This window comes from Kitasatospora sp. MAP12-44 (assembly GCF_029892095.1).
Taxonomy (GTDB): domain Bacteria; phylum Actinomycetota; class Actinomycetes; order Streptomycetales; family Streptomycetaceae; genus Kitasatospora.
Genome location: NZ_JARZAE010000004.1, coordinates 7,986,842 through 8,013,110, shown reverse-complemented (window position 1 = coordinate 8,013,110; position 26,269 = coordinate 7,986,842). Strand labels below are relative to the sequence as shown.

Here is a 26,269-nt window from a genome sequence, read left to right as displayed (position 1 = left end):
CGTCATGTCCCGACGCCACACCCAGCCCCGCCCCGCCGCCGGCACGCCCACCGCGCCCTGCCCGTGCGGCCTGCCCACCCCGTACGAGGCCTGCTGCGGGCGCCTGCACCAGGGCCAACCAGCGGCCACCGCCGAGCAGTTGATGCGCTCGCGGTTCACCGCCTTCGCCGTCCGCGACGAGGCGTACCTGCTGCGCACCTGGCACCCGGACACCCGGCCGTCCCACATCGACTTCGACCCCGGGCTGAGCTGGCAGCGCCTGGAGGTCCTGGCCGCCACCGACGGCGGACCGTTCCACATCGAGGGCACGGTCGTCTTCCGCGCCCACTACGTCGACGACGGCACGCCGGGCACGATGCAGGAGCACAGCCGCTTCGTCCGCGTCGAGGGCGCCTGGGTCTACCTGGACGCGCTCCTCGAAGGCTGAACGTGAGCGGGCAGTCCGGCCTAGAGTGCAGGAGAGGGGACCTGGGAGCGACCGGCCGGAGGGTGTCAGCATGGACCACCAAGAACTACAGCGGCGGTTCGCGGCGCTGACCACCGCCCATCTGGCGGATGCCTGCATCCGCGCCGGGCTCCCGGTGCGCTGTGCGCCGGCGGCGCTGCAGGCCGCGCTGCCCGGTGCCCGGGTGGCCGGGCGGGTGCTGCCCGCACGGCATGCGGGCAGCGTCGACGTCTTCCTGGAGGCGTTCGGCCAGGCCGCTCCCGGCGACGTGCTGGTGGTCGACAACGGCGGCCGGTGCGATGAGAGTTGCGTCGGCGACCTGGTGGCGCTGGAGGCGCAGAGCGCCGGCGTGGCGGGGATCGTCATCTGGGGGCTGCACCGCGACAGCGCCGACCTGCGGGCGATCGGGCTGCCGCTGTTCAGCCAGGGCACCATCCCGACCGGCCCGCAGCGGCTGGACGACCGGGCGAAGGACGCGCTGGACGCCGCGGTCGTGGGCGACTGGCGGGTAGGCCGCGCGGACCTGGTCCTCGGCGACGAGGACGGCGTGCTGTTCGTACCGGCCGAGCGCGCCGACGGCCTGCTGACGCTGGCCGAGACGATCCGCGACACCGAGCGGCGGCAGGCCGAGCGGATCCGCGCCGGTGTCTCGCTGCGCGAGCAGGTCGGTTTCGACGGGTACCTCGCCGCGCGCCGCGAGACGCCCGCGCTCACCTTCCGCGACCACCTGCGCGCCGTGGGCGGGGCCATCGAGGAGTAGGGAGGAGTAGGCGCGATCAGGCGGGCCGGATCTCGCGGTGCCCGCCGGCCAGCAGCAGATAGCCCTCGCCATTGGCCTTGATGCTTGCGCGCTCCTCCTCGGAGAGCTCGCGCTTCACCTTGGCGGGCACCCCGGCCACCAGCGAGCCCGGCGGCACCTGCATGCCCTGCGGGACCACCGCACCGGCCGCGACCAGCGAACCGGCGCCGATCCGGGCGCCGTTGAGCACGGTGGCGCTCATGCCGATCAGCACGTCGTCCTCCACCACGCAGCCGTGCAGCACGGCGTTGTGCCCCACCGAGATCCGCTCGCCGAGCACCGCCGGGTAGCCGAGGTCGCTGTGCACGGTGCAGTTGTCCTGGATGTTGCTGCCCGCGCCCACCGTGATCGACTCGGCGTCGCCGCGCAGCACCGCGCCGTACCAGACGCTCGCCCCCGCGCCGAGGGTGACCGAGCCGACCACCACCGCGCCCGGCGCGACGAAGGCCGTCGGGTCGATCGCGGGCACCCGCCCGAAGACCTCGGCGATCAGCGGCTCTGCCACGGTGTTCTCCCCTCGCTGGTCCGGTCCTCGGCGACCGGCTCAGCCCGCACGCTACCGGCCGCGCCCACCCGTTCGGGCGGCGCCCCCGGTCAGCGCTCCTCCTCGGGTCAGCGCTCCTCCTCGGGTCAGCGCTCCTCCCCCGGTCAGCGCTCCTCCTCCGTCCGGCTGCCGGACCAGAGCGTGTGGAACGAGCCCTCGCGGTCCACCCGGCGGTAGGTGTGCGCGCCGAAGTAGTCGCGCTGCCCCTGGACCAGGGCGGCGGGCAGCCGGGGCGCGCGCAGCGCGTCGTAGTACGCGAGCGCGGTGGCGAAGCCCGGGGCGGGCACGCCCAGCTGCGCCGCCGTCGAGACCACCCGGCGCCAGGCGAACTGCGCGCCCTCCAGCGCCGTGCGGAAGTGGTCGTCGGTCAGCAGGGTGGGCAGTTCGGCGTCGGCGTCGTAGGCGGCCCTGATCCGGTCCAGGAAGCGCGCCCGGATGATGCAGCCACCGCGCCAGATGGTCGCCATCGCACCCGGGTCGATCCGCCAGCCGTACTCGGCGGCGCCGGCCTGGATCTGGTTGAAGCCCTGCGCGTAGGCCACCATCTTGGACGCGTACAGCGCCTGCTCCACCTCGGCGGCGAAGGTGTCCGAGGCCGCGCTGTCCAACCAGGTCTCGGTGGGCCCCGGCAGGCCGCGGCTCGCCTCGCGCAGCGCCGCACTGCCCGAGAGCGAGCGGGCGAAGACCGCCTCGGCGATGCCGCTGACCGGGACCCCGAGATCCAGCGCGGTCTGCACAGTCCAGCGCCCGGTGCCCTTCTGCTCGGCCTGGTCGAGCACCACGTCCACAAAGGGCTTGCCGGTCTCGGCGTCGGTGTGCGCCAGGACCTTGGCGGTGATCTCGATCAGGTAGGACTCCAGGCGCCCCTCGTTCCAGCCGCGGAACACCTGGGCGATCTCGCCCGGCTGCATCCCCGCACCGCGCCGCAGCAGGTCGTAGGCCTCGGCGATCAGCTGCATGTCGGCGTACTCGATGCCGTTGTGCACCATCTTGACGAAGTGCCCGGCGCCGTCCGAGCCGACGTGGGTGCAGCACGGCACGCCGTCCACCTTGGCGGCCACCGACTCCAGCAGCGGCCCGAGCGCCTGGTAGGCCTGCTCGCTGCCGCCCGGCATGATGCTGGGCCCGTGCAGCGCGCCCTCCTCGCCGCCGGAGATGCCGCTGCCGACGAAGTGCAGTCCGCGCTCGCGCAGCGCGGCCTCCCGGCGGCGAGTGTCCAGGAAGTGCGCGTTGCCGCCGTCCACCACGATGTCGCCCTCGTCCAGCAGCGGCACCAGTTCGTCGATGACCGCGTCGGTCGGCGCGCCCGCCTTGACCATGATCACGATGCGCCGGGGCCGCTCCAGCGAGGCGACGAAGCGCTCGGTGGTCCGGGCCGGCAGGAAGTCGCCCTCGTGGCCGAACTCGTCCACCAGCTCGGTGGTCCGGGCCGCCGTCCGGTTGTGCACGGCGACCCGGTAGCCGTGCCGGGCGAAGTTGCGGGCCAGGTTGCGGCCCATGACGGCCAACCCGGTGACGCCGACCTGGGCGTGCGCCTGCTCCTCGGCCTGGGTGTGTTCGTGCGGCTGCGCGGTCATGGCGGGAGTCTCCAACGGGTCGGGTCGGCGAAACGGCTGGTCGGCGAACGGGTGGCCGGCAGACCGGGCCGCCCCTCCCCAGCCTGCCGCCATCCGCCCGGCCCTGCACCCGGACCGCCTGCCCACCTGCTCGCCGACCACGCCCAGTAGCCCAGCGGGCCCAGCGGACCCGACACGTCGGCCCGGGGGCTCCCAAACGGCCTACCCGATGTCACACTTGCCGCATGACTACAGCCAGTTGGAACGGCCGGACCATCGCCGAGAGCGACCGCACCACGATCGTCGAGGGCAACCACTACTTCCCGCTCGCAACGGTCCGGGCCGAGTACCTGGAGACCTCCGACACCGGCACCGTCTGCCCGTGGAAGGGCACGGCGAGCTACTACACCGTCGTCGTCGACGGGCAGCGCAACACCGACGCCGCCTGGTACTACGCCGACCCCAAGCCGGAGGCCGAGCAGATCCGTGGGCACGTGGCCTTCTGGCGGGGCGTGGAGATCAGCGACTGACCGGCGGGGCGGCCGGGGAGGAGGAGCATGAACCCGGTCCTGCGCGGGGCCTGGCGCACGGTGGTGCCCGCCGCCGGCGACCGGCACGGCCCGCTGCCGCCGCTGCTCCTCGCGCTGACCGTGCTCAGCGGCCTGGTGGACGCGGTCGGCTATCTGCTGCTCGGCCGGGTCTTCGTCGCCAATATGACCGGCAACGTGGTCTTCCTCGGCCTCGCGCTGGCCGGCGCCCAGGGCTTCTCGGTCGGCGCCTCGTCGACCGCGCTGGCAGGCTTCGCAGCCGGCGCGCTGGCGGGCGGACGCATCGTCAGGTCGCTGCGCCACCGGGGGCGCGCGCTCCTGCTGGGCGTGCTCGCCGAAGCCGTCCTGCTGGCCACGGCCGGTGCGCTGACGGCGGCCGACGGCGTGCACGGCGGCCGCTACCCGATCACCGCCGCGCTGGGAGCGGCGATGGGCCTGCAGAACGCCGTGGTCCGCTCGCTGCGGGTCCCCGATCTCGCCACCACCAATGTGCTCACCTCGACCATCACTGGCGTGTTCGCCGATGCCGGTGACCAGGCCGGCCGGGTGCGGGCGGGCCGCCGGCTGCTCTCCGTGCTGGCGCTGCTGAGCGGCGCGGCGGGCGGCGCCGTGCTGGCGCTGCACACCGGCCACACCACCGCCCTGCTGGCGCCGCTGATCGGCCTGCTCGCGATCGCCGCGGCGACCGCCGGCCACGCTCGGGCCGACGCCCCCTGGACCCATCCCTGACTCGCCTCTGACTCGCCTCTGAGTCCGTCGCCGTATTCCCGTGGCCGGGGTGGCCAAGGTCACGGTGCGCGACCCCGCACCTACGGTGGCGTAGGTCACTTGAGGTAGTGAACTATTTATCTCCATGGCCGAACTACCGGAGACACCTGACCTCAGCTCCTACGCTGCCCTCGGCGACAGCTTCACCGAAGGGCTCAACGACCCCGCCCCCGACGGCGGCTTCGCCGGCTGGGCCGACCGCCTCGCCGCACTGCTCGCCGAGCACCGTCCGGACGGCGACTTCCGTTACGCCAACCTCGCCGTCCGCGGCCGCCTGCTCGACCAGGTGGTGGCCGAACAGGTCCCGCAGGTCCAGCGGATCCGCCCCGACCTGGTGACCTTCTGCGCCGGCGGAAACGACATCCTGCGGCCCGGCAGCGACCCGGACGAGGTCGCCGAGCGCTTCGAGGCAGCGGTGCTCCAACTGCGCGAGTCCGCCGGGACGGTGCTGATCTGCACCGGCTTCGACACCCGCGGCGTCCCGGTGCTGCGCCACCTGCGCGGCAAGATCGCCACCTTCAACGTGCACCTGCGGGCCATCGCCGACCGCAACGACTGCGCGGTGGCCGACCTCTGGTCGCTGCGCCCCCTGCAGGCCCGCCCCGCCTGGAGCGAGGACCGCCTGCACCTCTCCCCCGAGGGCCACCAGCGCGTCGCCCTGCTCGCCGCCCGCGCCCTCGGCCTGACCACCGATCAGGACCCGGCCGCCCCCTGGCCCGCGGAGAGCCTCCACACCTCCGCCGAACAGCGCCGCGAGAACCTCCAGTGGGCCCGCAGCTACCTGCTCCCCTGGGTCGGCCGCCGCCTGCGCGGCGAGTCCTCCGGCGACCACATCGAGGCCAAGCGCCCAGACCTGCTGCCGCTCTAAGCAGGAACTGCCCGGTGCTGTTAGGGCTGGAACAATTTCCACTGCCCCTCGGAGACGACCTGGACGGCGCCGTCGACCACCTTGATGGCGGTCTCGTCGTCGATCGCATACGTCGGCGCGGGAATCCGTGCCGCCCACCTCTCCGCGTTGGCCAAGGAGGCGTCGGGGTGGTCCGGGTGCTCCAGGTGCGGGATCACCGCGAAGTCGACGAGTCCTGCTCCCTGTCCCGTGACCAGGATTCTGTCGACGTCACCCTGAGGCGTGGCGAAGACGATGTCTTCCGACCTCAACGGTCCATCGTTCCCGCGGGGCGGTTCGCGGTAGGTCTCGACAAAGGTGGAGGCAACAGCCATGCTCCCGGCGCTCACCCCCACGTAGACCGCCTCGGAGCGCAGCGTCGGCAGTAGGCCGGTCAAGCCGGAGCGCCGCATCCAGTTGGCGAGAAACAGGGGGTCGCCGCCCCATACCAGCAGTGCGTCGGCGGCCTGGACCGTTGGCACCCAAGCAGCCTCCTCGATGCTCGGCAGCGCGGTCAGCTCCAGGATCCCCAACGATTTCCAACCCAGTCCACACAACGGCGATGGACCCTCACCGGAGATCGCCCGCCACGCCATGCCGGGCCCGCCCGGGAAGGGGTAGATGGCGGTGGGGATGAACAGGGCGTTGGACTCGGCGATCGGTTTGCCCAGCAGGTCGACCAGCGCGTCGTGGATGCTGCTGTTCTTGATCCCGGACGACGTGAGGAGTGCTCTCATGTGCCTACCTCCCTGAGTTGCTTGCCTACGGCGGAGCACGCGCTGCGCCCCGAGCCTCGCTGGACCTGCGCTTGGGTCAGACACAGACCGATCCGGGCGGTGCGACGCACCACCCGAACATCGGTCCGATCACGACAGCGAGGCACTCCGACACCATAAGACGCAGGTACGACACAACCCGGCCTACGTAACCGGTCAGAGCACCAGACGCGCCGGACCGCTCGACGTGTGACGTAGTTGTCCAAGGCCTGGGCCGGGCTTGGAAGATCGGCCATCCGACCTCGGTCTGCCACAACGACCCATCCGGGGTATCGGAGGGACCGACGAGGTAGTACTCGCGAATCGGTCCGTCGACCGCCAGGGCGTATTGTCCACATCCACCTCGACCGGCTTCAACAGGCCGAGCTCGTGATAGTGGCGAAGCATCTTCACGGTCAGGTGCGTGGCCCGGGAGAAGTCGCCGATGGGCATCGTCGAATTCACGAGCGCAGTGTGGCTCTCCCCCTATAGGAGAGTCAAACGGCAACTCCGCTCTTGACCCTCCCCCAGCGGGAGCGCAAATGCTGGCATCAGGTCGTTCTGCAGAGAAACGAGGATGTCAACCGGTGCGGTCATCGCCGCCGACGGCGGCCGCACCGCCGTCTAGCGCCGTGACGTGGCTCGACATGGGCACGACCGCCGGTCACGACCTGAACGCGGGCATCTCGAATCGACAGCAAGAGACAAAGGAGGACTGAGGTCCATGAAGCTACTCGGGTTGGATCACATCGGAATCGTCGTGCGCGATATCAACCAAACCATCGCTCGGGCGGGCGAGACCGTTGATGGCAGAGCTCTTGGCGAGCCTGTTCTCGCCGGCGACATCGACCTGCAGTTTCTGCTCTTCGGTGAAACGCGCCTGGAGTTGATCGAGGCGCGCGCTGCCGGTTTCGGCATGCCAATGCTCAAGGATGGCGAGACTGCGGTCATCGGCCATCTCGGATATGAAGTCGACGACCTCGAAGACACCAAGGCCGAACTGGCACGCCGAGGGGTCGCCTTGCAGGGCGAATTCAAGACCGACGAGGTCCGCTCGATCTTCACGGTGCCGGAGACGACGTTCGGGGTGACCCTGCAGTTCATGCAGTACCAGGGCTGATCCCGCCGACCGCGGCCACCCCACCCGCGGTCACGGGCAGGCAGCGACACCATCCACGGATCAGGCGCCGAGTTGCCAGATGGTGCCGTGGCTGGTGGCGATGGCCGCGGCGAGGATCAGCAGGTCGGCCGTGCCGAGGGCGAGGCCGAGGGCGGCGCGGGCGCGGCGGTTGGTGCCGCGGACCAGGGCGAGGGTGGCGAGGACCAGGGCGCAGGGGCCGAGGACCACATTGAAGAGCAGGAGTCCGATCAGGCCGAGCACGAAGGAGGCGACGGCCATGCCGTCCGCGTCGTCGGTCGCTGCTGCGGCGCCGGCGCGGGGCTGCTGAAGGTGGCTCACGGGTGCCATCTGGCTGTTCCTTCCTGGGAGTTGTCAGTGCTGGCGACGGGCGCGGGCGGCGCCCTCGCGGATGGTGAAGCCGAGCAGCCAGGCCGAGATGGCGGCGGCCGCGGCAAGGAAGACCGGGAGGGAGGTGTGGGTGGCGGCGCCCATCAGGACGCCCATCACGGCGATCACGGCGAGGAGGGACATGCGAGTCCTTTCGGGTTCGGCGAACACTTGGGATGACAACTGTTCGCTGACTTCTTCACTCTACGCTGGCCAAAGTCGGCAAACAGTTGTTTACTGAATGACGTGAGTCACATTCCCGCTGCCGCTGCCACCCCCGCGCCCGCGCCCGCTGCTGCCGGAGTCAGACAGGCCCAGAAGCAGCAGAGCCGCCGCGCTCTGCTGGACGCGGGACTGCTGCTGCTCGAACACCAGAACCTCAGCAGCCTCGGCGTCCGCGAGGTGACCCGGACCGCCGGGATGTCCCCCGCCGGCTTCTACCGGCACTTCCGCGACCTGGACGACCTGGGCGTCGCCCTGGTCGAGGAGTCGCTGCTGAGCCTGCACGGCATGATCAAGGCGGTGCTGGCCGGTCGGGGCGACGCCGACGAACTGATCGACCGCGCCGTGGAAGTGGTGGCCCAGCACGTCCGGGAGCACCCCGCCCACGTCCGCTTCCTGGCCCGCGAGCGGCACGGCGGCGTGCAACCGGTACGCGCGGCGATCACCGCCGAGCTCGACGCCTTCACCACCGAGGTCGCCGCCGCGCTGGGTCTGCAGGAGCAGAGCGCGTCGTGGAGCGAGCCGGACCTGCGCATGCTCTCCGGCCTGTACGTCGAGCAACTGGTCTCCACGGCGATGGCGTTCCTGGAGGCGCCCGCGGACCAGCCCGAGGCCGAGCAGCGGATCGCCGCCATCGCCCGCGACCGGCTGCGCCTGATCAGCCTGGGCCGCCTGCACTGGCCGACCGGCTGACCGGAACAGCGCGTACCGCTCGGGCGGATCCCGCCTTACCCGATCGCCAGGAGCAGGCACAGCAGGAAGGTGCCCACCCCCCAGATCAGCTCAAGCGCCAACGGTCCGAGGACATCCCGCAGAATCGAGAGTCCGGCACCGTCGAGTGTGCGCCGGGCTCGTCGGCCGATCCTCGGAGCCGGTGCGGCGGGGTCCCGGCTGGTCGGCGGCTCATGGGCTCGGCACTTCGGGCTGCGTGACCCGTCCCCCTGGATGACATGGGGGGCACCCTACAACCGGGCCCACCCTCCGGACGGGTGAGTCGGCCGGACGGGCAGTGTCCTCGAGGCCGACGGCGCGTTGAACGCGACGTTGGTTGCTGCACCGGCGCCGCCCTTGAAGGCGGTCCGCCGGTCACTGTCGAAAGGGATGACTCATGTTCAAGAAGGCTCTTGCGGGCGCCGGAATCGCCGTCGCGTCGATCGCCGCGCTCGCCGCGCCGGCGATGGCGATCGGTGACACCGACGGCTCGGCGGCCTCCGTCCAGGGCAATGGCGGAACCAACACCACGGGAACGTCCGGCAACCACAGCCCGAACTTCCACACGCTGGAGAACCCGAACATCTGCCTGCCCGAGGTCCACCACGTCCAGGTCGGCCTCCTGGTGCCGGTGCAGGTCGACGTGCCGGTGCTGAACCAGCAGTCGCACCAGATCTGCAACGTGGGCCAGACCACCCAGGCCAACGGCGACGCCGCCCTGCTGTCGCACGCGATCGGCTGACGGACCGTCCGCACAACGCCCGTCCCAGTTGGTCCCCGTAGGCACGCCTGCGGGGACCAACTGCATGCTGTCCCCCTCCAGAGACCCGCAGGGACCCGCAGGGAGCCGCAGGGACCCGTGGTCAAGTGGTCCATACCAATCGGCTAGCGTATCCCCCAGGACGATGTCGAACACACGGCTGTGGGGGCCATATGACTGTCGATCACCTTCCTGCCCCCCAACGATCAGGAGCTCTACTGGTATTTCGGGCCGCAGCGCCGCTGGGTGCTCATCTGCACCTCGCTCGCCTTTGTCTTCACCGCTGCCACCATGCTCACCTTTGCCCTGCGAACTCCCGCCCTGTGGGCCTTCCTTGCCGTTCTCATACTCAACCTGGCGCCGCTCGCCCTGCCGGGAGAGCACTTCAAGAGGGCATCGTCGGCTACCTGACGATGGCCGTGAACATCTCCGCCGCGCCGCCGCCGGGTGGTGCTGGTCGCGCTGGCCTGGCTGGCCGGTTCACTGGCCGCGGCGGCCGGCGGGCTCGCCCGCGACGTCACCACACAGGGCTGGTGGCCCACTTGGGGCCTGGGGCTCTACGTGCTGGTGCAGGCGCAGATCGGCCTGCCGCTGATCCGGGACCTGGTCGCGGAGCTGCGCCCGTCCCGCCGTCCGCGACCCTCCCGCCTGCTCGGCCCGAAGACGCAGATCAGCGGCCCGAAGATGCGGACCAGCGGTTTCGCGAACAGGCAGACCCGCGGCGCGAACGGACCGGCCGACGGCGCGAACGGGCAGACCAGCGGCGCGAACGGCATGCTGCCCAGGCGCTGGCCCGAGGCACTGGCCGTCACCGCCGCGCTCGCGCTCACCGCGCTGCTCGCCTCCGGCTGGGTCAGCCCGATGCTGCCCTGGTTGGGCTGAAAGGTGGTCATGCCGATGTCCTCGACCACGGTGCCGGAACTCCGTTCCCCCGTTGTCACCCTCCCCGGGCCACCGCCCGGCCGGCCCGCGCGGCAGGCCGCCGCCTTCCGCCCCGACATCGAGGGGCTGCGCGCGCTCGCGCTGCTCGCGGTGCTGGGTTTCCACGCCGCCGTGCCGGGCCTGACCGGCGGGTTCGTCGGGGTGGACGGCTTCTTGGTGATCTCCGGCTATCTGATCACCGGCCTCCTGCTGCGCGAAGCCGTCAGCAGCGGGCGGATCGCGCTGGCGGAGTTCTTCTCGCGCCGGGCTCGACGGCTGCTGCCCTCGGCCGCGCTGGTGCTGGCCGTGGTGGCGCTGGCCGGTGTCTGGTGCTGCGCCCACTGCTGATCACCGTCACCGCCGCCGCGAGCGCCGTCTCCTTCGCGCTCTCGCTGCACTGGACGCACAGCTCGGTCTCCCTCGCCTATCTCGGATCCCCGTCCCGGGTCTGGCAGTTCGGCGTCGGCGCGCTGCTCGCGCTACTGCCGCTGGACCGACTGCGCCCAGCCCGCCAACCGCTGCGTGCACTGCTGCGTCCACTGCTCGCGCTGTGCGGCTGGGCCGGCGCCGCGGCGATCGGCTGGTCGGTGGTCCGCTTCAACTCCGCGACGCCCTACCCCGGTTACCCGGCGCTGCTGCCGACGCTGGGCCGCGGTCCACCACGGCCTCTTCCTCGTCCTGGACGTCGCGGTCGGCGGCAACCTGCCTGCCGCCTACGGCAGTTCGGTCGGCCCGGGCACCGAGCCCGGGCATCCGATGCGGGTGGACCACGTCAGCGTCGAGACCCGGCCGGGCAAGCCGTCCTGAGCCGGCCCACGGCCCACCGGCCGTAGCCCGCTGTCCCCGGCCCCGGCCCCGGCCCCGGCCCCGGCCCCGCCGCCCGCGTCACTGCGACCCGGGCAGCGGGGCCGTCCGGGTCCACGGCCGTCGGCGTTCGAGCTCGGCGGCCAGCGCGAGCAGCCGCTCCTCCCCGCCGGGCGGCGCGACCAGCTGCACGGAGAGCGGCACCCGCCGGGTCGGGTGCTCCCCCGCCGGCAGCGCGAGCGCGGGCCAACCCGCCAGGTTCCAGGGGAAGCTGAACGGCGCGTAGCGGATGTTGGACAGCACGTTGACCGTCCAGCCGCGCGCGTGCCAGCGGGCGGCCGACGGCGCGCCCTGCGCGAGGGTCGGGGTGACCAGCACGTCGTAGCGGGTGAAGAAGTCGTCCAACTGCTGCTGCCAGCGGCTGCGCTGGGCCGGGCGGACCAGCCCGGCCCGGGCCACCAGGCGGCCGACGGCGGCGTGCCGGCGGGTGCGGGGGTTCAGCAGCCGGGCGTCCAGCGCCGCCGCGTCGGCCGCGGTGCCGGCCAACCAGCGGCCCACGGTGGCCGGTCCGAGCCAGAGCGGGTACGGCGCCTCGGCGCGCGAGACGGTGTGCCCGGCGTCGGCCAGCAGCCGCCCGGTGGCCCGGACGGCGCCGACGTGCGCCCGGTCGACCGGGATCCCCGCCGACGGGCAGCGGGCCGAGAGCGCGACCCGCAGGTCGGCGGGATCGTCGGCCCCCGCGGCGGCTTCGGCGGCCGTGCCGGCCAGCACCCGGTACATCAGCGCGGCATCGGCGGCGCCGGCGGCGATCGGGCCGTTCTCGGCCATCCCGAACCACCCGTCCACGCCCAGCCCGGACGGCACCGCCCCGTGCCCCGGCTTCAGGCCGAGCACACCGCAGTTGGCCGCCGGGATCCTGATCGAGCCCATGCCGTCGTTGCCCAGCGCGATCGGCACCATGCCTGCCGCGACCGCCGCCGCGCTGCCGCCGGAGGAGCCGCCGGCGGTGCGCGAGAGGTCCCACGGGCTGCGGGTGACGCCGTAGACGCTGTCGGTGGTGCCGAACACGCAGAGCTCCGGAACGGCGGTCAGCCCGACCGGCACCGCGCCGGCCGCCCGCAGCCGGCGCACCGCCTCGTGGTCCTGCGGCGCGGCGGTGTCCGGGGTGGCCGCCGAGCCGTTGCGGCTCACCTCGCCGCCGACCGCGAGGTTGTCCTTGATCGCCACCGGCACGCCCGCCAGCACCAGGTCCGCCAGGTCCGCCCGCGCGTCCAGCGCGTCCGCCTCGGCCAGCGCCCGCTCGGCCCAGAGCGACCGGAACGCGCCGACCCTGCGGTCCACGGACGCGATCCTGGCCAGGTGCTCGACCATCACCTCGCGCGCCGTCACCTCGCCCGCCCGTACCGCGGCGGCGATCTCCACCGCACCACGCCCGACCCAGCTCACCATCGGTCCCACCTTCCCCATCGGTACCGCGCCGCTGCCGGCGCCCGCCGCACGCACGCGGCGGTTCGCCAACAGGCAACCAAGAAGGCAACCTAGCGAACAAAGGGCGAACCCGCACCGGACGCCCCGTCATGGCACCGGTTCACTTAGCTGATGAGAGGCGCTACGCTTCCGGCTGACTCCCGACAGGTGATGACCGGTTCGAGAGTCGATACCCTGTCCGCAGCTGTGCATGGCAGGTACCTGTCCATCGGAGGTCACTGTGCTCATCGCCGCTCGGACCGCCCCCCGGCGGCGGGCGACAGAGGTCGGCAACGTCCCACCGCTCCACGGCGTTCGGCCCGTACAGCTGCCGCTCTGAACCAGCTGCCGCAGAACCCCCACCGCTCCCCCACCACTCCCCCAGGACGCCCCACCGCAGGGGAACGCCTGCGCCCCCGCACCGTCCGCAGCACGGAGCCGGCTGCGCCGCCGCCGCACATCCGGCTACCCCCGCCGGGCGGCCTGGCCGGTCCGTCACGGCTCCCGCACCCGGCTCCCGAATCCGACCGAATCCCCAGCCAAGGCGCCTTTATGACTGATCGTCACCTCTGTACCGGGCCCCCCGGTCGCCGGATATCCGGCGCGTCCGTCCGGCTCGACCCGCAGCGGCTCGGAGGTTCGAGCCGGTGAGGATCACCCGCAAGGTCGCGGTACTCGCCGTGGTCCCGCTGATCGCCGTACTGGCCTTCGCCGCCCTCGCGCTGCGCACCGCCGCCGGCCAGGCACTGGACGCCGCCCGGCTGAAGACCCTGGTCTCGCTGGGCGCCCAAGCAGGCCAGCTGACCCACCAGTTGCAGAACGAGCGCACCGCCGCCGCGGTGATCCTCTCCAGCGGCGCGGGCAGTCCCGCTCCCGACGCGACCCAGACCAACGCCTACCTCGACCAGACCCGGGTCACCGACGCGAGCATCGCGCAGTACCGCCGGCTGCGCGACCGCCTGCAGGCGATGCCCGGCGGCACCAACGGCCTGCTGCGGACCGTCGACCACGCACTCGAGACCCTGCCCGCGCTGCGCCGCCAGGTCCAGTCGGGCCCCGGCGCCGAACTCTCCGCGGTGACCTTCGAGTACCGGATCGTGGTCGCCGACATCCTGGACTTCCGCGCCGACGTCGCGGAGGCCGGCCAGGCGTCCGCCGTCGTCGCGTCCCGGATCAACAGCTCGGTCGCCCTCGCCCGGGCCGAGGAGTACGCCAGCCAGGAGGAGTTGGCGGTGCTGCGGGCCCGGGCCAGCGGCCCGCTCACCCCGGCCGGGCAGGACTCGATCGCCGCCACCCGCAGCGGCTACACCGACTCCATCCTGGAGTTCGGCCGCACCGCGGACCCGGTCTGGCCCGCCTGGTTGGACCGTGCGCTGACCGGCGACGGCGTGATCGACGCCAACCGTCTGGAGGACGCCGTCGAGCGCGCCCGCCCGGGCGACCAACTGCCGGACTCCGGCGGCTGGACCGACGCGATGAACCAGCGCGTCGACCGGCTCCAGCAGGTCGAGCAGCAGATCGACCAGGCGGTCTCCACCGAGGTCACCCAACTGCGCGACACCCAGCGGGCCTGGACGCTCGGCGAGGCCCTGGCGGTGCTGCTGACGGTGGGCGCCGTGGTGACCCTGGCGCTGCGGCTGGGCCGGCCGATGATCCGCGAGCTGCGCCGACTGCGCGACGCCGCGCACGCCGTGGCGCACGAGCGACTGCCCGCCGCCGTCGAGGCGTTGGCCGCGCGCGGGGCGCTCGGCCTGTCCACCCCCGCGGAGTTCGCCGCCGCCGCGGGCGATCCGGTGCAGGTGCGCGGGCGCGACGAAATCGCCGAGGTGGGCGCCGCGTTCAACTCGGTCAGTCGCGAGGCGGTCCGGATCGCGGCCGAACAGGCCGCCATGCGCGACAGGTTGGGCGCCCTGCTGGTCAACCTGGCCCGCCGTGGCGAGCGGCTCACCGGCGCGCTGATCAAGGCGCTGGACGCGGCCGAGCGCAACGAGCACGACCCGGTCCGACTCGAACGGCTCTTCGCCCTGGACCACTTGGCCAGTCGGATGGGCCGCAACAACCACAGCCTGCTGGTGCTCGGCGGCGAGGCCTCGGCTCGCGTGCGCGGGTCGAGCGCACCGATCGAGGACGTGCTGCGGGCCGCGATGGCCCAGATCGAGCGCTACACCCGGGTCGACTTCGGCACCTTCGACCCCGGGGTGCTGATCACGGCCGAGGCGGTGGACCACCTGGTGCACCTCTTCGCCGAACTGCTCGACAACGCCACCGCGTTCTCCCGGCCCGAGCACCGGGTGGTCACCGAGGCCAGGCAGTTGGCGGACCGGGTGGTCGTGCTGATCTGCGACGAGGGCATCGGCCTGGCCGACGACCAGTGGGCACCGGTCAACGCCCGGCTCGCCAGTCCGCCACCGGTGGAGGTGACCGGCGTGCGGGCGATGGGCCTGGGCGTGGTCGGCCAGCTCGCCTCCTGGTACGGCATCCGGGTCGAGCTGCGGCCCCGGCCCGGCGGCGGCACGATCGCCGAAGTCTCGCTCCCCGTCTCAGTGTTCAGGATGGCCTCGGACACCCCACCGGCCGCCCAGCCGACCGCCCCGGCCCCGCTCGCCCCGGCTCCCGCGCCGGCCCCCGCGCCGGAGCCCCCGCCGGTGCCCGCGCCGACCGCACGCGGCGCCTCCCCGGTCGGACTGACGGCCGCCGGGCTGCCGCAGCGCCGTCCGCGCGGCGCCGAGCCCGAGCCGGCGTCCGCGCGCGAACCCGCGCCGGCCGACGGCGAGCAGGCCGCCGCACCCGCAGCCGGGCGCCACGCCCGACGCCCCGCCCCCGACCCGGCAGCACCCGCCGAGCCGGTGGACGAGCGCCGCGACCCCGCCCGCGTCTCCGCGGCGATGGCCGCCTACGCCCGCGGTATCGGCGCCAGCCGCTCCCGGCAGGTCGCCCCCACCTCCGTCCTGTCCGACCCAGAACAGAAGGAAGACTCGTGACCTCCACCCCGACCCCCGACCTGGACTGGCTGCTGAACGACTTCGCGGCCCGGGTGCCCGAGATCACCCACGCGGTGGCGGTCTCCGCCGACGGCCTGCTGATCGCCGCGACCCGCGACGTGGCGACCGAGCGCGGCGACCAGCTCGCGGCGATCGCCTCCGGCCTGGTCAGCCTGCTGGCCGGCGCCGGGCGGCTGCTGGAGGCGGAGCCGGTGATCAGCAACCTCACCGAGCTCCAGGGCGGCTTCCTCTTCTCGATGGCGGTCAGCAGCGGCGCCTCGCTGCTGGTGCTGGCCTCCAAGACCTGCGACATCGGCCAGGTCTCCTACGAGATGGCCGAGCTGATCAACCAGGTCGGCCCGGCACTGGCCCCCGCCGCCCGCGCGATGCTGCTCAACTCCCACGCGCCCGACCAGCCCTGACGCTTCATCAACTCACCTGTATGACACCGATCCTGGAGTACGCATGACACCGGCAAGCAGCGCATCCGAGCGACGCGCCCCCGTACGCGGCGCCCGTGCCACGGGGCTTCTCCTGCTCGCCGGCGTCCTGTGCCTCTCCGGCTGCAGCGGCGGCGGCACCGATGCCGCCGCCGGCCAGGGTCCGGTCAGGATCGGTCTGCTGGCCTCGCTGTCGGGCACCTATCAGGAGGTCGGCACCGACCTGCGTGACGGCTTCCAGCTCTACCTGGACAACCACGGCGGCAAGCTCGGCGGCCGCACCGTCGACCTGGTGGTGGCCGACGAGGGCGACGGTGCGCCGACCGCGCTGCCCGCCGCGACCAAGCTGGTCAAGCAGGACAAGATCCTCGCGATGACCGGCATCGTCGGCGCCGGCTCGGTGGCCGCGGTCACCCCGCTGCTGACCGAGAGCGGCATCCCGCTGATCAGCTCCAACGGCCGACCGGTGATCAAGGACGTCAGCCACCAATGGAGCACCAGCTTCATGTCCGACGACCCGGGCGCCGCGATCGCCCAGTACGTCCACGACACCGTGCCAGGGCCGGTCTTCGCGATCGGCCCGGACTACCAGGGCGGCTGGGACGAACTGCAGGGCTTCACCGACGCGTTCACCAAGGACGGCGGCCAACTCGCCAACCCGGGCGGCAAGACGCTCTTCACGCCGTTCCCGGCCACCACCGACTTCACCCCGTACTTCACGCAGATCAAGAACTCCCATGCCAAGGCGGTGTACTGCTTCTACGCGGGCGGCGCGGCGGTGGACTTCGTCAAGCAGTACGCGCAGTCCGATGTCAAGGACGTGCCGCTGTACGCGGCCGGCTTCCTCACCGAGGGCGGCGTGCTCAACGCCCAGGGCGACGCGGCCAAGGGCATCCAGTCGGTGCTCAACTACGCGCCCGACCTGGACAACGCCACCAACCGCGCCTTCGTCGCCGCCTGGCAGGCCAAGCACTCCGGTCCGCCGACCACCTACGCGATGGCCTCCTACGACGCGGCCGGCGTGCTGGACAAGGCGATCGCCGCGGCCGGCCGCAACCTCACCTCGGAGACGCTGAACAGCGCGATCGCCGGGCTCGGCCAGATCGACAGTCCGCGCGGCACCTGGGAGTTCGGCAAGGAGACCCACTCGCCGGTGCAGAAGTGGTACCTGCGCCAGGTCGAGAACGACGGCCGTACGCTGTCCAACCTGACCGTCCAGGACCTGGCCACCATCGGCAGCTGAGGCCCACCACTACACCCACCGACGGAGGCCACCCCCTGATGTCCGCCACCTCGTACGCCTTCGACAACCAGGCCCCCGACGCCGAGGTCCAACTCGCCATCCTGGAAGCCTTCCTGGACCCGGTCACCAGCCGCCGACTGGACCGTCTGGGCCTGCGCCCGGGCGCCCGCTGCTGGGAGGTCGGCGCCGGTGGGGGCTCCATCGCCCGGCTGCTCGCCGACCGGGTCGGCCCGCACGGGCAGGTGATCGCCACCGACCTCGACCTGGCCCGCTTCCACGGCGAGGCACCCAACCTGGAGCTGCGGCGGCACGACGCGCGCCACGAGGCACCGCCGGGTGAGGGCTTCGACCTGATCCACGCCCGCCTGGTGCTGCTGCACCTGCCCGAGCGGCGCGAGGTGCTGGCCACCCTGGCCGGCGCGCTGCGTCCGGGCGGCGTCCTGCTGGTCGAGGAGTTCGACCGCAGCCCGCTGCACGTCCTGCTCTCCCCCGGCCCCGAGGCGGCGGCGCTCTTCACCCGGGTGGTCGACCGGATCCTCGAGGTACTCGCCACCCAGGGCGCCGACCTGCACTGGGCACAGCAGGCACACGGAGCGATGGCCGACCTCGGCCTGACCGAGGTGCTCAGCACCGTGCACGCCGAGAGCTGGTCGGGCGACGGCGGTGCCCGCCTGCACGAGATCAACTCCCGCCAGCTCCACGACCGCCTGCTCGCCACCGGCCTGACCCCCGACGAGCTGAGCCGCTTCCGCACCCTGGTCCGCGACCCCGCGTTCAGCGCGCTCTCCTACTCCCTGGTGTCGATCTCGGCCCGCAAGCCTGCCTGATCCGGCGCCCCGGCTGGGCCATAGTGAGCCTGACTCTTGACCCCCCGGAGAGTAAGGACCTCAGTCATGACGGAACAGCCACCTGAGCCGCTCGCGCCGCTCGACGAGAACTGGGTGCGGGCGCTCGCCGTGGTCGCGCACCCCGACGACATGGAGTACGGCGCGGCCGCGGCCGTGGCGCGCTGGACCTCGCAGGGCAAGACCGTCGTCTATGCGATGGTCACCAGCGGCGAGGCGGGCATCGACTCGCTGGACCCGGTCGAGTGCCGCCCGATCCGCGAGGCGGAGCAGGTCGCCTCGGCCGCGGTGGTCGGGGTGGACACCGTCGAGTTCCTCGGCCACCCGGACGGCGTGCTGCACTACGGGCTGGCGCTGCGCCGCGACATCGCCCGGGTGGTGCGCCGCTACCGGCCGGACATCGTGATCACCACCAACTTCCGTGACACCTACGGCGGCACCTTCCCCAACCAGGCCGACCACATCGCGGCCGGCCGGGCCGCCCTGGACGCCGTACGCGACGCGGGCAACCGCTGGGTCTTCCCGGAGCTGGTCGACGAGGGCCACCAGCCGTGGAACGGGGTACGCGAGATCTGGGCCGCGGGCTCCCCGCTGGCCCGGCACGCGGCGGACACCACCGACTTCTTCGACACCGGGGTCGCCTCGCTCAAGGCGCACCGGGCCTATCTGGCGGGGCTCGGCGGGGACATGGCGGACCCCTCGGGCTTCCTGGAGTCCATCGGCCGGGCCACCGGCAGCCGGCTCGGGGTCCGCTTCGCCGCCGCCTTCGAAGTGATTCCGCTGCACTTCTGAGCCGACGGCTCTCTCGTGACCTGCGTCTCACGCGAGCCTGGCACGCTTGCTATGCAACTCGTTGCATAGCAAGCTGTGCCCATGGCGCTTGAGTACGCGATCCTCGTCTCCCTGCTGGAGCAGCCCGGTTCCGGCTATGAGCTGGCCCGGCGCTTCGACCGCTCCATCGGGCGTTTCTGGACCGCCACCCACCAGCAGATCTACCGGGTCCTGGGCCGGATGGAGGCCGACGGCTGGCTGGCCGTCGAGCTCGCCGAGCAGAGCGGCCGCCCGGACAAGAAGATCTACTCGGCCGCCGAGCCCGGCCGCGCCGCGCTCGCCCGCTGGCTGCGCGAGCCCGTCCAGGCCGAGACGGTCCGCCACGAGATGGCGGTCCGGATCCGCGCCGCCGCCTTCGACGACCCGGCGGCGCTGATCCCCGAGGTGGAGCGCCACCGCACCGCGCACGCCGAGCTGCTCGACCACTACCTGGCCGGCGAGCAGCGCGACTTCCCCGACCTCGAAGCCCTCGACGTCCAGCAGCAGTTGCAGCATGTGGTGCTGCGCGGCGGCATCGAGTACGAGCGGATGACGCTGGCCTGGCTGGACGACGTACTCGCCACCCTGCACAAGCTGAGCACCTGATTCCTTGAGCAACTGACCCTCACCCCACACACCTTGGACTCATGATGGCCGACTCCTTGCTGTTCAACCCCCGCACCTACGACCCCGTGCAGTTCGACGAGCCGACCCGCCGGCTGCTGCGGGCGACCGTCGACTGGTTCGAGTCGCGCGGCAAGAAGGCGCTGATCGACTCCTACATCGACCGCTCCTGGTACGGCGACTTCCTCGAATTCGCCGCCAAGGAAGGCCTGTTCGCGGCCTTCCTGACACCCGGCGAGCAGGCCGCCGGCGACGGCGCCAAGCGCTGGGACACCTCCCGCAACGCCGCGCTGAACGAGATCCTCGGCTTCTACGGGCTCGGCTACTGGTACACCTGGCAGGTCACCATCCTGGGCCTCGGCCCGGTCTGGCAGAGCGAGAACGAGGCCCTGCGGGCCCGCGCCGCACAGCTGCTGACGGAGGGTCATGTGATGGCCTTCGGTCTCTCCGAGCGCACGCACGGCGCCGACATCTACTCGACCGACCTGATCCTCACCCCGGACGGCGAGGGCGGCTTCCGCGCCAACGGCTCCAAGTACTACATCGGCAACGGCAACGTGGCCGGACTGGTCTCGGTCTTCGGCCGCCGCTCCGACGTCGAGGGCCCCGAGGGCTACGTCTTCTTCGCCGCGGACAGCCGGCACCCGGCCTACCACCTGGTCAAGAACGTGGTGAACTCGCAGATGTACGTCAGCGAGTTCCGCCTGGAGGACTACCCGGTCACCGCCGAGGACGTCCTGCACACCGGCAAGGCCGCCTTCGACGCCGCGCTCAACACCGTCAACGTGGGCAAGTTCAACCTCTGCACCGCCTCGGTCGGGATCTGCGAGCACGCGATGTACGAGGCCGTCACGCACGCCCACAACCGGGTGCTGTACGGCAAGAAGGTCACCGACTTCCCGCACGTGCGCCGGGAGTTGACCGACGCCTACGCCCGCCTGACCGCGATGAAGCTGTTCAGCGACCGGGCCGTGGACTACTTCCGCACCGCCTCCCCCGAGGACCGCCGCTACCTGCTCTTCAACCCGATGACCAAGATGAAGGTCACCACCGAGGGCGAGAAGGTCATCGACCTGATGTGGGACGTCATCGCGGCCAAGGGCTTCGAGGCGGACACCTACTTCGACAAGGCCGCGCGCGACATCCGGGGCCTGCCGAAGCTGGAGGGCACCGTCCACGTCAACCTGGCGCTGATCCTCAAGTTCATGGGCAACTACCTGTTCGCGCCCACCGAGTACCCGGCCGTGCCGACCCGCACGGACGCCGCGGACGACACCTTCCTCTTCCAGCAGGGCCCGGCCCAGGGCCTGGGCGCGATCCGCTTCCACGACTGGCGCACCGCGTACGACGCGCACGCCGGGGTGGCCAACGTGGCCCGCTTCCGCGAGCAGGCCGACGGCCTGTGCGCGCTGCTGCTCGCCCACGCCCCCGACCAGGCGCAGCAGCAGGACCTGGACTTCCTGCTGGAGATCGGCCAGCTCTTCGCGCTGGTCGTCTACGGCCAGCTGATCCTGGAGCAGGCCGAGCTGATCGGCCTGGACGGCGACCTGCTGGACGGGATCTTCGACGTCCTGGTGCGCGACTTCTCCGCGCACGCGACCGAGCTGCACGGCAAGGCCTCGGCGACCGAGGAGCAGGCCGCCTGGGCGCTCGCCCACGTCCGCCGCCCGGTGGCCGACGCCTCGCGCGCCGAGCGCCTGTGGGAGCAGGTCGCCGCGCTCTCGGGCGCGTACGAGATGCAGCCGTAAGCACCTGCACGACAGCACCCGCACGACCGCGGGCCGTGACCACGCTGCTGGTCACGGCCCGCGGTGCGTCCGGCTCTCAGGAGTGCGCCACCCGCCGGTGCCGGCCGTTGCCGGCGCCGCGCGCGCTCATCATCCTGGCCGCCAGGGCGAGCATCGCGATCACCGTCGCGCCCCAGAAGACCGCGAAGACCACCAGTACCGCGATGGTCGACACCTGCGGAGCGATCAGCCCCAGCCCCAGCGAGGCCGCGACCATGAAGAACACGGTGTGGATCTTGATCTCGTAGAGCGCCCGCATGGTCTGGCGCAGTCCGGGCTGGTACGGCAGATCCTGCTTGTCCGGCTTGCCGGCCGCGGCTTCGACCGCCGTCGGTCCGGCGGGCCCGGCGTCGCTCGTGGGTTCCATCGCCGCCTCCTCGATGAGTCCGATTCGGTGAGTCCGATCCGATGCGTCCGATTCGATGAGTCGCCCGCCGCGCCCGCGCGGCCGGGATGCTTCCATCTTCCGCCCGCAGCGCGCCGAGCGCCGCCCGGCGCCCGGCGCCCGTGGTCCCGCGTGGCGGTTGGCAACCGCCGCGTCCGCGGGCTGTGATGGAGACCTCAGCCCGCACACGGAGGAGTCGGTCATGGTCGCCCGCACGGCACACGTCATCATCGGAGCGAGCCTGGCCGGCGCGAGCGCCGCCCGGACGCTGCGCGAGGAGGGGTACGACGGACCGCTCGTGCTGATCGGCGACGAGAACGAACTCCCGTACGAGCGGCCCCCGTTGTCCAAGGGCTACCTGATGGGCGCGGAACCTCGGGAGAAGGTCTACGTGCACCCGCGGGAGTGGTACCGCGAGCAGCGGATCGACCTGCGGCTCGGCGTCGAGGCCACCGCCATCGACCCGGCTGAGCACCACGTCACCCTCTCCGACGGCGGCCGGCTGGACTACGCCAAGCTCCTGCTGACCACCGGCTCCGCCCCGCGCCGGCTGCCCGTCCCGGGCGACGACCTGGACGGCGTGCACTACCTGCGCCGGGTCGGCGACAGCGACCGGCTGCGGGCGGCGTTCCGCTCCGCCGGCCGGCTGGTGGTGATCGGCGCGGGCTGGATCGGCCTGGAGACGGCGGCCGCCGCCCGGTCCGCCGGGGTCGAGGTGACCGTGCTGGAGCGCGCCGAGCTGCCGCTGCTGCGGGTGCTGGGCCGCGAGGTGGCCGAGATCTTCGCCGCCCTGCACCGCGAGAACGGCGTCGGGTTCCGCTTCGGCGCGCGGGTCGAGTCACTGGTCGGCGGCCCGGACGGCGCCGTCACGGGCGTCCGACTGGCCGACGGCACGGTCATCGAGGCCGACGCCGTGGTGGTCGGCATCGGCATCACGCCCAACACCGCGCTGGCCGAGGCGGCGGGCCTCACGGTGGCCAACGGCGTGCAGACCGACCAGAGCCTGCGCAGCTCGTCGCCGGACATCTACGCGGCCGGCGACGTCGCCAATGCCTACCACCCGCTGCTCGGCCGCCACCTGCGCGTGGAGCACTGGGCCAACGCCGTGCACCAGCCGCGCACCGCCGCCCGGGCGATGCTCGGCCAGGACGTCGCCTACGACCGGACGCCGTACTTCTTCACCGACCAGTACACCCTCGGCATGGAGTACACCGGCTATGTCGAGCCGGACGGCTACGACCAGGTGGTCTTCCGCGGGGACGTCGCCGCCCGCGAGTTCATCGCCTTCTGGGTGGCCGGGCAGCGGGTGCTGGCGGGCATGAACGTCAACGTCTGGGACGTCACCGACCCGATCCGCGATCTGGTCCGCTCCGGCCGCCCGCTGGACCTGGCCGCCCTCGCCGACCCCGCCGTCCCGCTCACCGCGATCCCCGACGCCGCCTGAGGCGGCTCAGTCGGCTCAGGCGGCGTCAGGCCACGGCGACGGACCGGTGAAGGCACCGGTCTCGCCGTCCACCAGCCACAGGTGGTCGTGGTCGTCGCCCTGCCCGATGACGAGGAGGTGGTCTCCGGTCGCGACGAGGTCACCGGGAAGCGGGCGACTCCACAGCACCCGGCCGCGACGGATCACCAGCAGGCGTTGGCCCCTACGGGACACCCGGACCGCGTAGCAGTGGTTCCCGCCCTCGAGGAGGGTGACGTAGGTCTTGACGAAGCGCTCGCCCAGCGGGATCCCCCAGGGCAGCCGCAGCGGCGCGAGCCAGCGGTGACGACGGCTGCCACCGACTTTCGCCGCAGAGAGCCGGCCCCGGCGTCGCAGCGGGTAGATCCAGCCGTCGATGACGGTGACCGGGTCGGCGGCGTACGGCAGTGGCCGGACCGTGTGCAGCGTCTGGGTGAGCATCGGCGACTCGAAGGGGCGGACGCGGTGCACCGAGCGCGCCCCCGGGGCGGAGAACCACACCGTGCGTCCGCCGTCGGCGACGGTCGCCTCGTAGCTCCGGTAGCGCTGCCAGCGCGGGCGGATGGTGAGAGCGCCGGCGGCTTCGCCGGTCGCGGCCGAGAACCACTGCAGTCGGTCGTCGTGCCGGTTCCAGGCCAGGACGAAGGACTGCTGGCCGTCGCCGTCTCGGCCGGCTTCCGCAGCCGTCAGGAAGGCGCCGGAGTAGGCGTCCGGCTCGCTGCGCCACAGCTCCTCGCCGGTGCGCGCGTCGAAGGCCCGGGTGCGGCGGTGCTTGCGGCCCTCGGTAGTGGCGATCACCCGGCCCCCCGTGAGCAGGACCGACCCGACGTCGCGGAACTCGCGGTGCCAGAGCTCGCTGCCGTCCTGGAGGTCGACGGCGGTGATCCGGGCGGGTAGCTCGTCCTCGTCCCTCTTGCCCCGCCACAGGACGAGGGTGCTCGCGTCCGCGGCGAACCCCCAGACCTGCTCGCGGTCGCGGACGCACACGCGTTCCCCGCTCGCCGCGCTCAGCACGGTGAATCCGATCGGCTCTCGATCCCGGCAGTAGCGGCCCTGGGGCGTACTGCTGGGTATCACCAGGTACTCCCCAGCGACGACGAGGTTCTCGGGGGACAGATAACTGGCGCTCTCGACCGGCTCCGCGCTCTGCCATCGCAGGTGCCCGTCCTCGCGGTCGAGAGCGACCAACCGCCCGGCGACCATGACGTGCACGGTGTCCCCGTTGACCATCGGCCGCTGCAGGCTTCCGAGCGGAGCCGTCAGGGTCCACAGTCTGCTGATCGAGTCCCTGCTGACGGTGATCGGTACGGCGTCGGTGACCATCGGTATCCCCCCGGAACTGGCGAGTGCGCCCGATGATCATCTCGTACGCCGCATCCCCGTGCCAAGAGGCCTCCATGCCAAGGGCTTTCCCGTGCCAAGGGGATCAGCGCGGCTCGGGGAGCATCGGGAGCGGGCCGGTGCCCAGAGTCATCTTCGGGACCGCCCGGACCGCCGGGCCCGGCACCGGCCGCAGCCGCCAGCGCGCCGCGATCCGGGTCAGCGCCAGGGTGGCCTCGGTCAGCGCGAAGCTGTCGCCGACGCACTTGCGGGCGCCGCCGCCGAAGGGCACCATCGCCCCGCGCGGGATCTCCCCCAGCCGCTCGGGCAGCCAGCGGTCGGGGTCAAAGGCCTCGGGGGCCGTGAACAGCGCCGGGTCGTGGTGCAGCGCGTACGGACTGAACGCCACAGTGCTCCCGGCCCGCAGCCGGCGCCCGGCAAGCTCGGTGTCCACCGTGGTCACCCGGGTGAGCAGCCAGGCCGGCGGCCGCAGCCGCAGGGTCTCGGTCAGGACCCGGCGGGCGTACTCCAGCGCGGGCAGGTCCTCGACCCGCGGCGGGCGGCCGCCGAGCACGTCGTCGAGCTCGGCGTGCAGGGCGCGCTCGGCCTCGGGGTGGGTGCCCAGCAGGTGGAAGGCCCAGCCGAGGGTGTTGGCGGTGGTCTCGGTGCCGGCCGACAGCACCGTCATCACCTGGTCGTGGATCTGATGGCCGGTCAGCCCGGCGCCGGTCTCCTCGTCGCGGGCCGCCAGCAGCGCCGAGAGCAGGTCGCCGCGGTCGGTGGGATCGCCGCGGTGCGCCTCGATGATGGCGTCGATCAGCTCGCCGAGCCCGGTCAGGGCCTGCTGGAAGCGGCGGTTGCCACGTGTCGGCAGCCGGTCCAACGGGCCGAGCGGCAGCACCATCCGGCGGTAGAGGCCGTCCAGGACCACGGCCAGGCTGTTCGCCAGCTCGTCCATGGCCCGCTCGTCGATGTCGGTGGCGAAGAGGGTGCGGGCCGTCACCCGGGCGGTCAGGATCTGCATCCGGGCGCCGATGTCCACCGGCACGCCCTGCTGCCAGTCCGCGGTGACCCGGTCCGCCTCGGCGGCGGCCGCCTGCGCGTACGTCCTGATCCGGGACGGCTGGAAGGCGGGTTGCACCAGCCGCCGCTGCGCCCGGTGTTCGGAGCGGGGGCAGGTGACCAGGCCGTTCCCGATCAGCAGCCGGACCTTGTCGAAGAGCGGGCCGCCCTTGTCGAAGGTCTGCGGGTCCTGCAGGACCTGGCGCACCAGCTCCGGGTGGCAGACCAGGTGGGCGGGCGAGCGGCCGAAGTGGACGGTGACCACGTCGCCGCGGGCCGGCAGCTCGGCCAGGAACTCCAGCGGCCGTCTGCGCAGCGGGACGGCGTGGCCCAGCAGCGGCAGCCGTCCCGGTGCCGTGCCGGTGCTGAACTCCCTGGTCGTGGTCGATGCCATGCAGCGTCCCCCTCGTCCGCGCGGGCAGGTGCGAGGGCCGGCCGCCCGACCGGCTCCTCGCAGCAGGGGCATGCCACCCGTGGCACGGCGGGAAACGGTCGGCCGCCACCCTGCGGGAGCACGCGGGGCGCCCGGCGCGACCGCCCAGCGCGGGCTCCCCCGGTACGGGCTCCGCGCACGCCCGCGAGTGCCCCGGCCGCCCGCCCGCCGCCCGGCACCCGGC

The 26,269-nt window shown here is 72.6% G+C and carries 28 protein-coding genes and 2 pseudogenes; 19 read left to right on the top strand and 11 right to left on the bottom strand.

All coding sequences use genetic code 11. From position 1 onward, the window contains the following. Positions 1-4: 4 nt before the first annotated feature. Together P3T34_RS36075 and P3T34_RS36070 are read left to right on the top strand one after the other, a co-directional pair. Positions 5-427, top strand: a complete 423-nt coding sequence (locus tag P3T34_RS36075; protein ID WP_280670488.1) for a YchJ family metal-binding protein — start codon at positions 5-7, stop codon at positions 425-427. Between the two features lie 70 nt (positions 428-497). Continuing rightward, positions 498-1,205 carry an RraA family protein gene (locus P3T34_RS36070; RefSeq protein ID WP_280670486.1) on the top strand — a complete coding sequence of 236 codons (708 nt, stop codon included), beginning with the start codon at positions 498-500 and terminating at the stop codon, positions 1,203-1,205. 16 nt (positions 1,206-1,221) lie between these two features. Here P3T34_RS36070 and P3T34_RS36065 read toward each other — a convergent pair whose 3' ends face one another. Together P3T34_RS36065 and gndA are read right to left on the bottom strand one after the other, a co-directional pair. Beyond that, complete coding sequence (locus tag P3T34_RS36065; RefSeq protein WP_280670484.1) at positions 1,222-1,749, bottom strand: gamma carbonic anhydrase family protein; 528 nt, start codon at positions 1,747-1,749, stop codon at positions 1,222-1,224. Positions 1,750-1,892: 143 nt separating this feature from the next. Next, entirely contained in the window at positions 1,893-3,365 is a 1,473-nt protein-coding gene (gndA, locus tag P3T34_RS36060) for an NADP-dependent phosphogluconate dehydrogenase (protein ID WP_280670483.1), read from the bottom strand. 224 nt (positions 3,366-3,589) lie between these two features. On the opposite strand from gndA, the gene P3T34_RS36055 reads away from it, so the two are divergent. The 3 genes from P3T34_RS36055 to P3T34_RS36045 all read left to right on the top strand — a co-directional run bounded on the left by P3T34_RS36055 (position 3,590) and on the right by P3T34_RS36045 (position 5,528). Next, positions 3,590-3,874 (top strand): DUF427 domain-containing protein, encoded by a 285-nt coding sequence (locus P3T34_RS36055; protein WP_280670481.1) that lies wholly within the window; start codon positions 3,590-3,592, stop codon positions 3,872-3,874. Positions 3,875-3,901: 27 nt separating this feature from the next. After that, entirely contained in the window at positions 3,902-4,621 is a 720-nt protein-coding gene (locus P3T34_RS36050; protein WP_280670479.1) for a YoaK family protein, read from the top strand. Between the two features lie 124 nt (positions 4,622-4,745). Continuing rightward, complete coding sequence (locus P3T34_RS36045) at positions 4,746-5,528, top strand: SGNH/GDSL hydrolase family protein (RefSeq protein WP_280670477.1); 783 nt, start codon at positions 4,746-4,748, stop codon at positions 5,526-5,528. 20 nt (positions 5,529-5,548) lie between these two features. On the opposite strand, the gene P3T34_RS36040 is transcribed toward P3T34_RS36045, so the two are convergent. Further along, on the bottom strand, positions 5,549-6,283 hold the full coding sequence (locus P3T34_RS36040) for a Type 1 glutamine amidotransferase-like domain-containing protein (protein ID WP_280670475.1): 735 nt from the start codon (positions 6,281-6,283) through the stop codon (positions 5,549-5,551). A gap of 195 nt (positions 6,284-6,478) precedes the next feature. Then, positions 6,479-6,754, bottom strand: a complete 276-nt coding sequence (locus P3T34_RS36035) for a MerR family DNA-binding transcriptional regulator (RefSeq protein ID WP_280672605.1) — start codon at positions 6,752-6,754, stop codon at positions 6,479-6,481. Positions 6,755-7,025: 271 nt separating this feature from the next. Here P3T34_RS36035 and P3T34_RS36030 point away from each other — a divergent pair, with 271 nt between their 5' ends. Next, positions 7,026-7,421, top strand: coding sequence for a VOC family protein (locus P3T34_RS36030; RefSeq protein ID WP_280670473.1), 396 nt, complete (start codon positions 7,026-7,028; stop codon positions 7,419-7,421). A 60-nt stretch (positions 7,422-7,481) separates the two neighbouring features. Here the strand turns inward: P3T34_RS36030 and P3T34_RS36025 are convergent, their stop codons facing one another. Further along, positions 7,482-7,769: a DUF4190 domain-containing protein gene (locus P3T34_RS36025; protein ID WP_280670471.1), complete on the bottom strand. Its 288-nt coding sequence runs from the start codon at positions 7,767-7,769 to the stop codon at positions 7,482-7,484. A 24-nt stretch (positions 7,770-7,793) separates the two neighbouring features. Beyond that, positions 7,794-7,952, bottom strand: a complete 159-nt coding sequence (locus P3T34_RS36020; protein ID WP_280670469.1) for a hypothetical protein — start codon at positions 7,950-7,952, stop codon at positions 7,794-7,796. Positions 7,953-8,054: 102 nt separating this feature from the next. Here P3T34_RS36020 and P3T34_RS36015 point away from each other — a divergent pair, with 102 nt between their 5' ends. The 5 genes and pseudogenes from P3T34_RS36015 to P3T34_RS35995 form a co-directional block, all read left to right on the top strand. After that, positions 8,055-8,723, top strand: a complete 669-nt coding sequence (locus tag P3T34_RS36015) for a TetR family transcriptional regulator (RefSeq protein ID WP_280670467.1) — start codon at positions 8,055-8,057, stop codon at positions 8,721-8,723. Positions 8,724-9,138: 415 nt separating this feature from the next. Then, positions 9,139-9,483, top strand: coding sequence for a rodlet layer protein (locus P3T34_RS36010; protein WP_280670465.1), 345 nt, complete (start codon positions 9,139-9,141; stop codon positions 9,481-9,483). Between the two features lie 264 nt (positions 9,484-9,747). Continuing rightward, a complete protein-coding gene (locus P3T34_RS36005) occupies positions 9,748-9,912 on the top strand; it encodes a hypothetical protein (protein ID WP_280670463.1) in 165 nt (54 codons plus the stop codon). Between the two features lie 36 nt (positions 9,913-9,948). Then, positions 9,949-10,383, top strand: coding sequence for a hypothetical protein (locus tag P3T34_RS36000; protein ID WP_280670462.1), 435 nt, complete (start codon positions 9,949-9,951; stop codon positions 10,381-10,383). Positions 10,384-10,482: 99 nt separating this feature from the next. Continuing rightward, positions 10,483-11,072: pseudogene (locus tag P3T34_RS35995) on the top strand (acyltransferase family protein); the annotation flags it as partial. A 235-nt stretch (positions 11,073-11,307) separates the two neighbouring features. Here P3T34_RS35995 and P3T34_RS35990 read toward each other — a convergent pair. After that, a complete protein-coding gene (locus P3T34_RS35990) occupies positions 11,308-12,675 on the bottom strand; it encodes an amidase (protein WP_280670460.1) in 1,368 nt (455 codons plus the stop codon). 665 nt (positions 12,676-13,340) lie between these two features. Here P3T34_RS35990 and P3T34_RS35985 point away from each other — a divergent pair. From P3T34_RS35985 to P3T34_RS35955, 7 genes are all read left to right on the top strand, one after another. After that, positions 13,341-15,674: a nitrate- and nitrite sensing domain-containing protein gene (locus P3T34_RS35985; RefSeq protein ID WP_280670458.1), complete on the top strand. Its 2,334-nt coding sequence runs from the start codon at positions 13,341-13,343 to the stop codon at positions 15,672-15,674. Then, positions 15,671-16,096 (top strand): roadblock/LC7 domain-containing protein, encoded by a 426-nt coding sequence (locus tag P3T34_RS35980; protein WP_280670456.1) that lies wholly within the window; start codon positions 15,671-15,673, stop codon positions 16,094-16,096. The genes P3T34_RS35985 and P3T34_RS35980 overlap by 4 nt, the downstream gene beginning before the upstream one ends. Positions 16,097-16,139: 43 nt before the next feature. Beyond that, entirely contained in the window at positions 16,140-17,357 is a 1,218-nt protein-coding gene (locus P3T34_RS35975) for an ABC transporter substrate-binding protein (protein WP_280670454.1), read from the top strand. 38 nt (positions 17,358-17,395) lie between these two features. Next, on the top strand, positions 17,396-18,184 hold the full coding sequence (locus P3T34_RS35970; protein WP_280670452.1) for a methyltransferase domain-containing protein: 789 nt from the start codon (positions 17,396-17,398) through the stop codon (positions 18,182-18,184). 66 nt (positions 18,185-18,250) lie between these two features. Continuing rightward, entirely contained in the window at positions 18,251-18,994 is a 744-nt protein-coding gene (locus P3T34_RS35965; RefSeq protein ID WP_280670450.1) for a PIG-L family deacetylase, read from the top strand. Between the two features lie 81 nt (positions 18,995-19,075). Further along, positions 19,076-19,618 (top strand): PadR family transcriptional regulator, encoded by a 543-nt coding sequence (locus P3T34_RS35960; protein WP_280670448.1) that lies wholly within the window; start codon positions 19,076-19,078, stop codon positions 19,616-19,618. A gap of 44 nt (positions 19,619-19,662) precedes the next feature. Next, entirely contained in the window at positions 19,663-21,384 is a 1,722-nt protein-coding gene (locus P3T34_RS35955; protein ID WP_280672603.1) for an acyl-CoA dehydrogenase, read from the top strand. Positions 21,385-21,460: 76 nt separating this feature from the next. Here P3T34_RS35955 and P3T34_RS35950 read toward each other — a convergent pair whose 3' ends face one another. After that, on the bottom strand, positions 21,461-21,790 hold the full coding sequence (locus P3T34_RS35950) for a hypothetical protein (RefSeq protein WP_280670446.1): 330 nt from the start codon (positions 21,788-21,790) through the stop codon (positions 21,461-21,463). Positions 21,791-22,010: 220 nt separating this feature from the next. Here P3T34_RS35950 and P3T34_RS35945 point away from each other — a divergent pair, with 220 nt between their 5' ends. Beyond that, complete coding sequence (locus P3T34_RS35945; RefSeq protein WP_280670444.1) at positions 22,011-23,252, top strand: FAD-dependent oxidoreductase; 1,242 nt, start codon at positions 22,011-22,013, stop codon at positions 23,250-23,252. 15 nt (positions 23,253-23,267) lie between these two features. On the opposite strand, the gene P3T34_RS35940 is transcribed toward P3T34_RS35945, so the two are convergent. From P3T34_RS35940 to P3T34_RS35935, 3 genes and pseudogenes are all read right to left on the bottom strand, one after another. Next, positions 23,268-24,257: a PQQ-binding-like beta-propeller repeat protein gene (locus tag P3T34_RS35940; RefSeq protein ID WP_348534766.1), complete on the bottom strand. Its 990-nt coding sequence runs from the start codon at positions 24,255-24,257 to the stop codon at positions 23,268-23,270. A 78-nt stretch (positions 24,258-24,335) separates the two neighbouring features. After that, positions 24,336-24,602, bottom strand: a pseudogene (locus tag P3T34_RS40015) (PQQ-binding-like beta-propeller repeat protein); the annotation flags it as partial. A 94-nt stretch (positions 24,603-24,696) separates the two neighbouring features. Continuing rightward, on the bottom strand, positions 24,697-26,046 hold the full coding sequence (locus P3T34_RS35935) for a cytochrome P450 (protein ID WP_280670440.1): 1,350 nt from the start codon (positions 26,044-26,046) through the stop codon (positions 24,697-24,699). Positions 26,047-26,269: the final 223 nt, after the last annotated feature.

Bases quoted from the DNA above. Each gene is read 5' to 3' on its own strand.
- P3T34_RS36010 (WP_280670465.1), top strand. From the start codon at position 9,139: ATGTTCAAGAAGGCTCTTGCGGGCGCCGGAATCGCCGTCGCGTCGATC.
- P3T34_RS36030 (WP_280670473.1), top strand. From the start codon at position 7,026: ATGAAGCTACTCGGGTTGGATCACATCGGAATCGTCGTGCGCGATATC.
- P3T34_RS36020 (WP_280670469.1), bottom strand. From the start codon at position 7,952: ATGTCCCTCCTCGCCGTGATCGCCGTGATGGGCGTCCTGATGGGCGCC.
- P3T34_RS36070 (WP_280670486.1), top strand. From the start codon at position 498: ATGGACCACCAAGAACTACAGCGGCGGTTCGCGGCGCTGACCACCGCC.
- P3T34_RS35950 (WP_280670446.1), bottom strand. From the start codon at position 21,790: ATGGAACCCACGAGCGACGCCGGGCCCGCCGGACCGACGGCGGTCGAA.
- P3T34_RS36040 (WP_280670475.1), bottom strand. From the start codon at position 6,283: ATGAGAGCACTCCTCACGTCGTCCGGGATCAAGAACAGCAGCATCCAC.
- P3T34_RS35945 (WP_280670444.1), top strand. From the start codon at position 22,011: ATGGTCGCCCGCACGGCACACGTCATCATCGGAGCGAGCCTGGCCGGC.
- P3T34_RS36055 (WP_280670481.1), top strand. From the start codon at position 3,590: ATGACTACAGCCAGTTGGAACGGCCGGACCATCGCCGAGAGCGACCGC.
- P3T34_RS36050 (WP_280670479.1), top strand. From the start codon at position 3,902: ATGAACCCGGTCCTGCGCGGGGCCTGGCGCACGGTGGTGCCCGCCGCC.
- P3T34_RS35990 (WP_280670460.1), bottom strand. From the start codon at position 12,675: ATGGTGAGCTGGGTCGGGCGTGGTGCGGTGGAGATCGCCGCCGCGGTA.
- P3T34_RS35960 (WP_280670448.1), top strand. From the start codon at position 19,076: ATGGCGCTTGAGTACGCGATCCTCGTCTCCCTGCTGGAGCAGCCCGGT.
- P3T34_RS36045 (WP_280670477.1), top strand. From the start codon at position 4,746: ATGGCCGAACTACCGGAGACACCTGACCTCAGCTCCTACGCTGCCCTC.
- P3T34_RS35970 (WP_280670452.1), top strand. From the start codon at position 17,396: ATGTCCGCCACCTCGTACGCCTTCGACAACCAGGCCCCCGACGCCGAG.
- gndA (WP_280670483.1), bottom strand. From the start codon at position 3,365: ATGACCGCGCAGCCGCACGAACACACCCAGGCCGAGGAGCAGGCGCAC.
- P3T34_RS35955 (WP_280672603.1), top strand. From the start codon at position 19,663: ATGGCCGACTCCTTGCTGTTCAACCCCCGCACCTACGACCCCGTGCAG.
- P3T34_RS35935 (WP_280670440.1), bottom strand. From the start codon at position 26,046: ATGGCATCGACCACGACCAGGGAGTTCAGCACCGGCACGGCACCGGGA.
- P3T34_RS36035 (WP_280672605.1), bottom strand. From the start codon at position 6,754: ATGCCCATCGGCGACTTCTCCCGGGCCACGCACCTGACCGTGAAGATG.
- P3T34_RS36025 (WP_280670471.1), bottom strand. From the start codon at position 7,769: ATGGCACCCGTGAGCCACCTTCAGCAGCCCCGCGCCGGCGCCGCAGCA.
- P3T34_RS35975 (WP_280670454.1), top strand. From the start codon at position 16,140: ATGACACCGGCAAGCAGCGCATCCGAGCGACGCGCCCCCGTACGCGGC.
- P3T34_RS36075 (WP_280670488.1), top strand. From the start codon at position 5: ATGTCCCGACGCCACACCCAGCCCCGCCCCGCCGCCGGCACGCCCACC.
- P3T34_RS35965 (WP_280670450.1), top strand. From the start codon at position 18,251: ATGACGGAACAGCCACCTGAGCCGCTCGCGCCGCTCGACGAGAACTGG.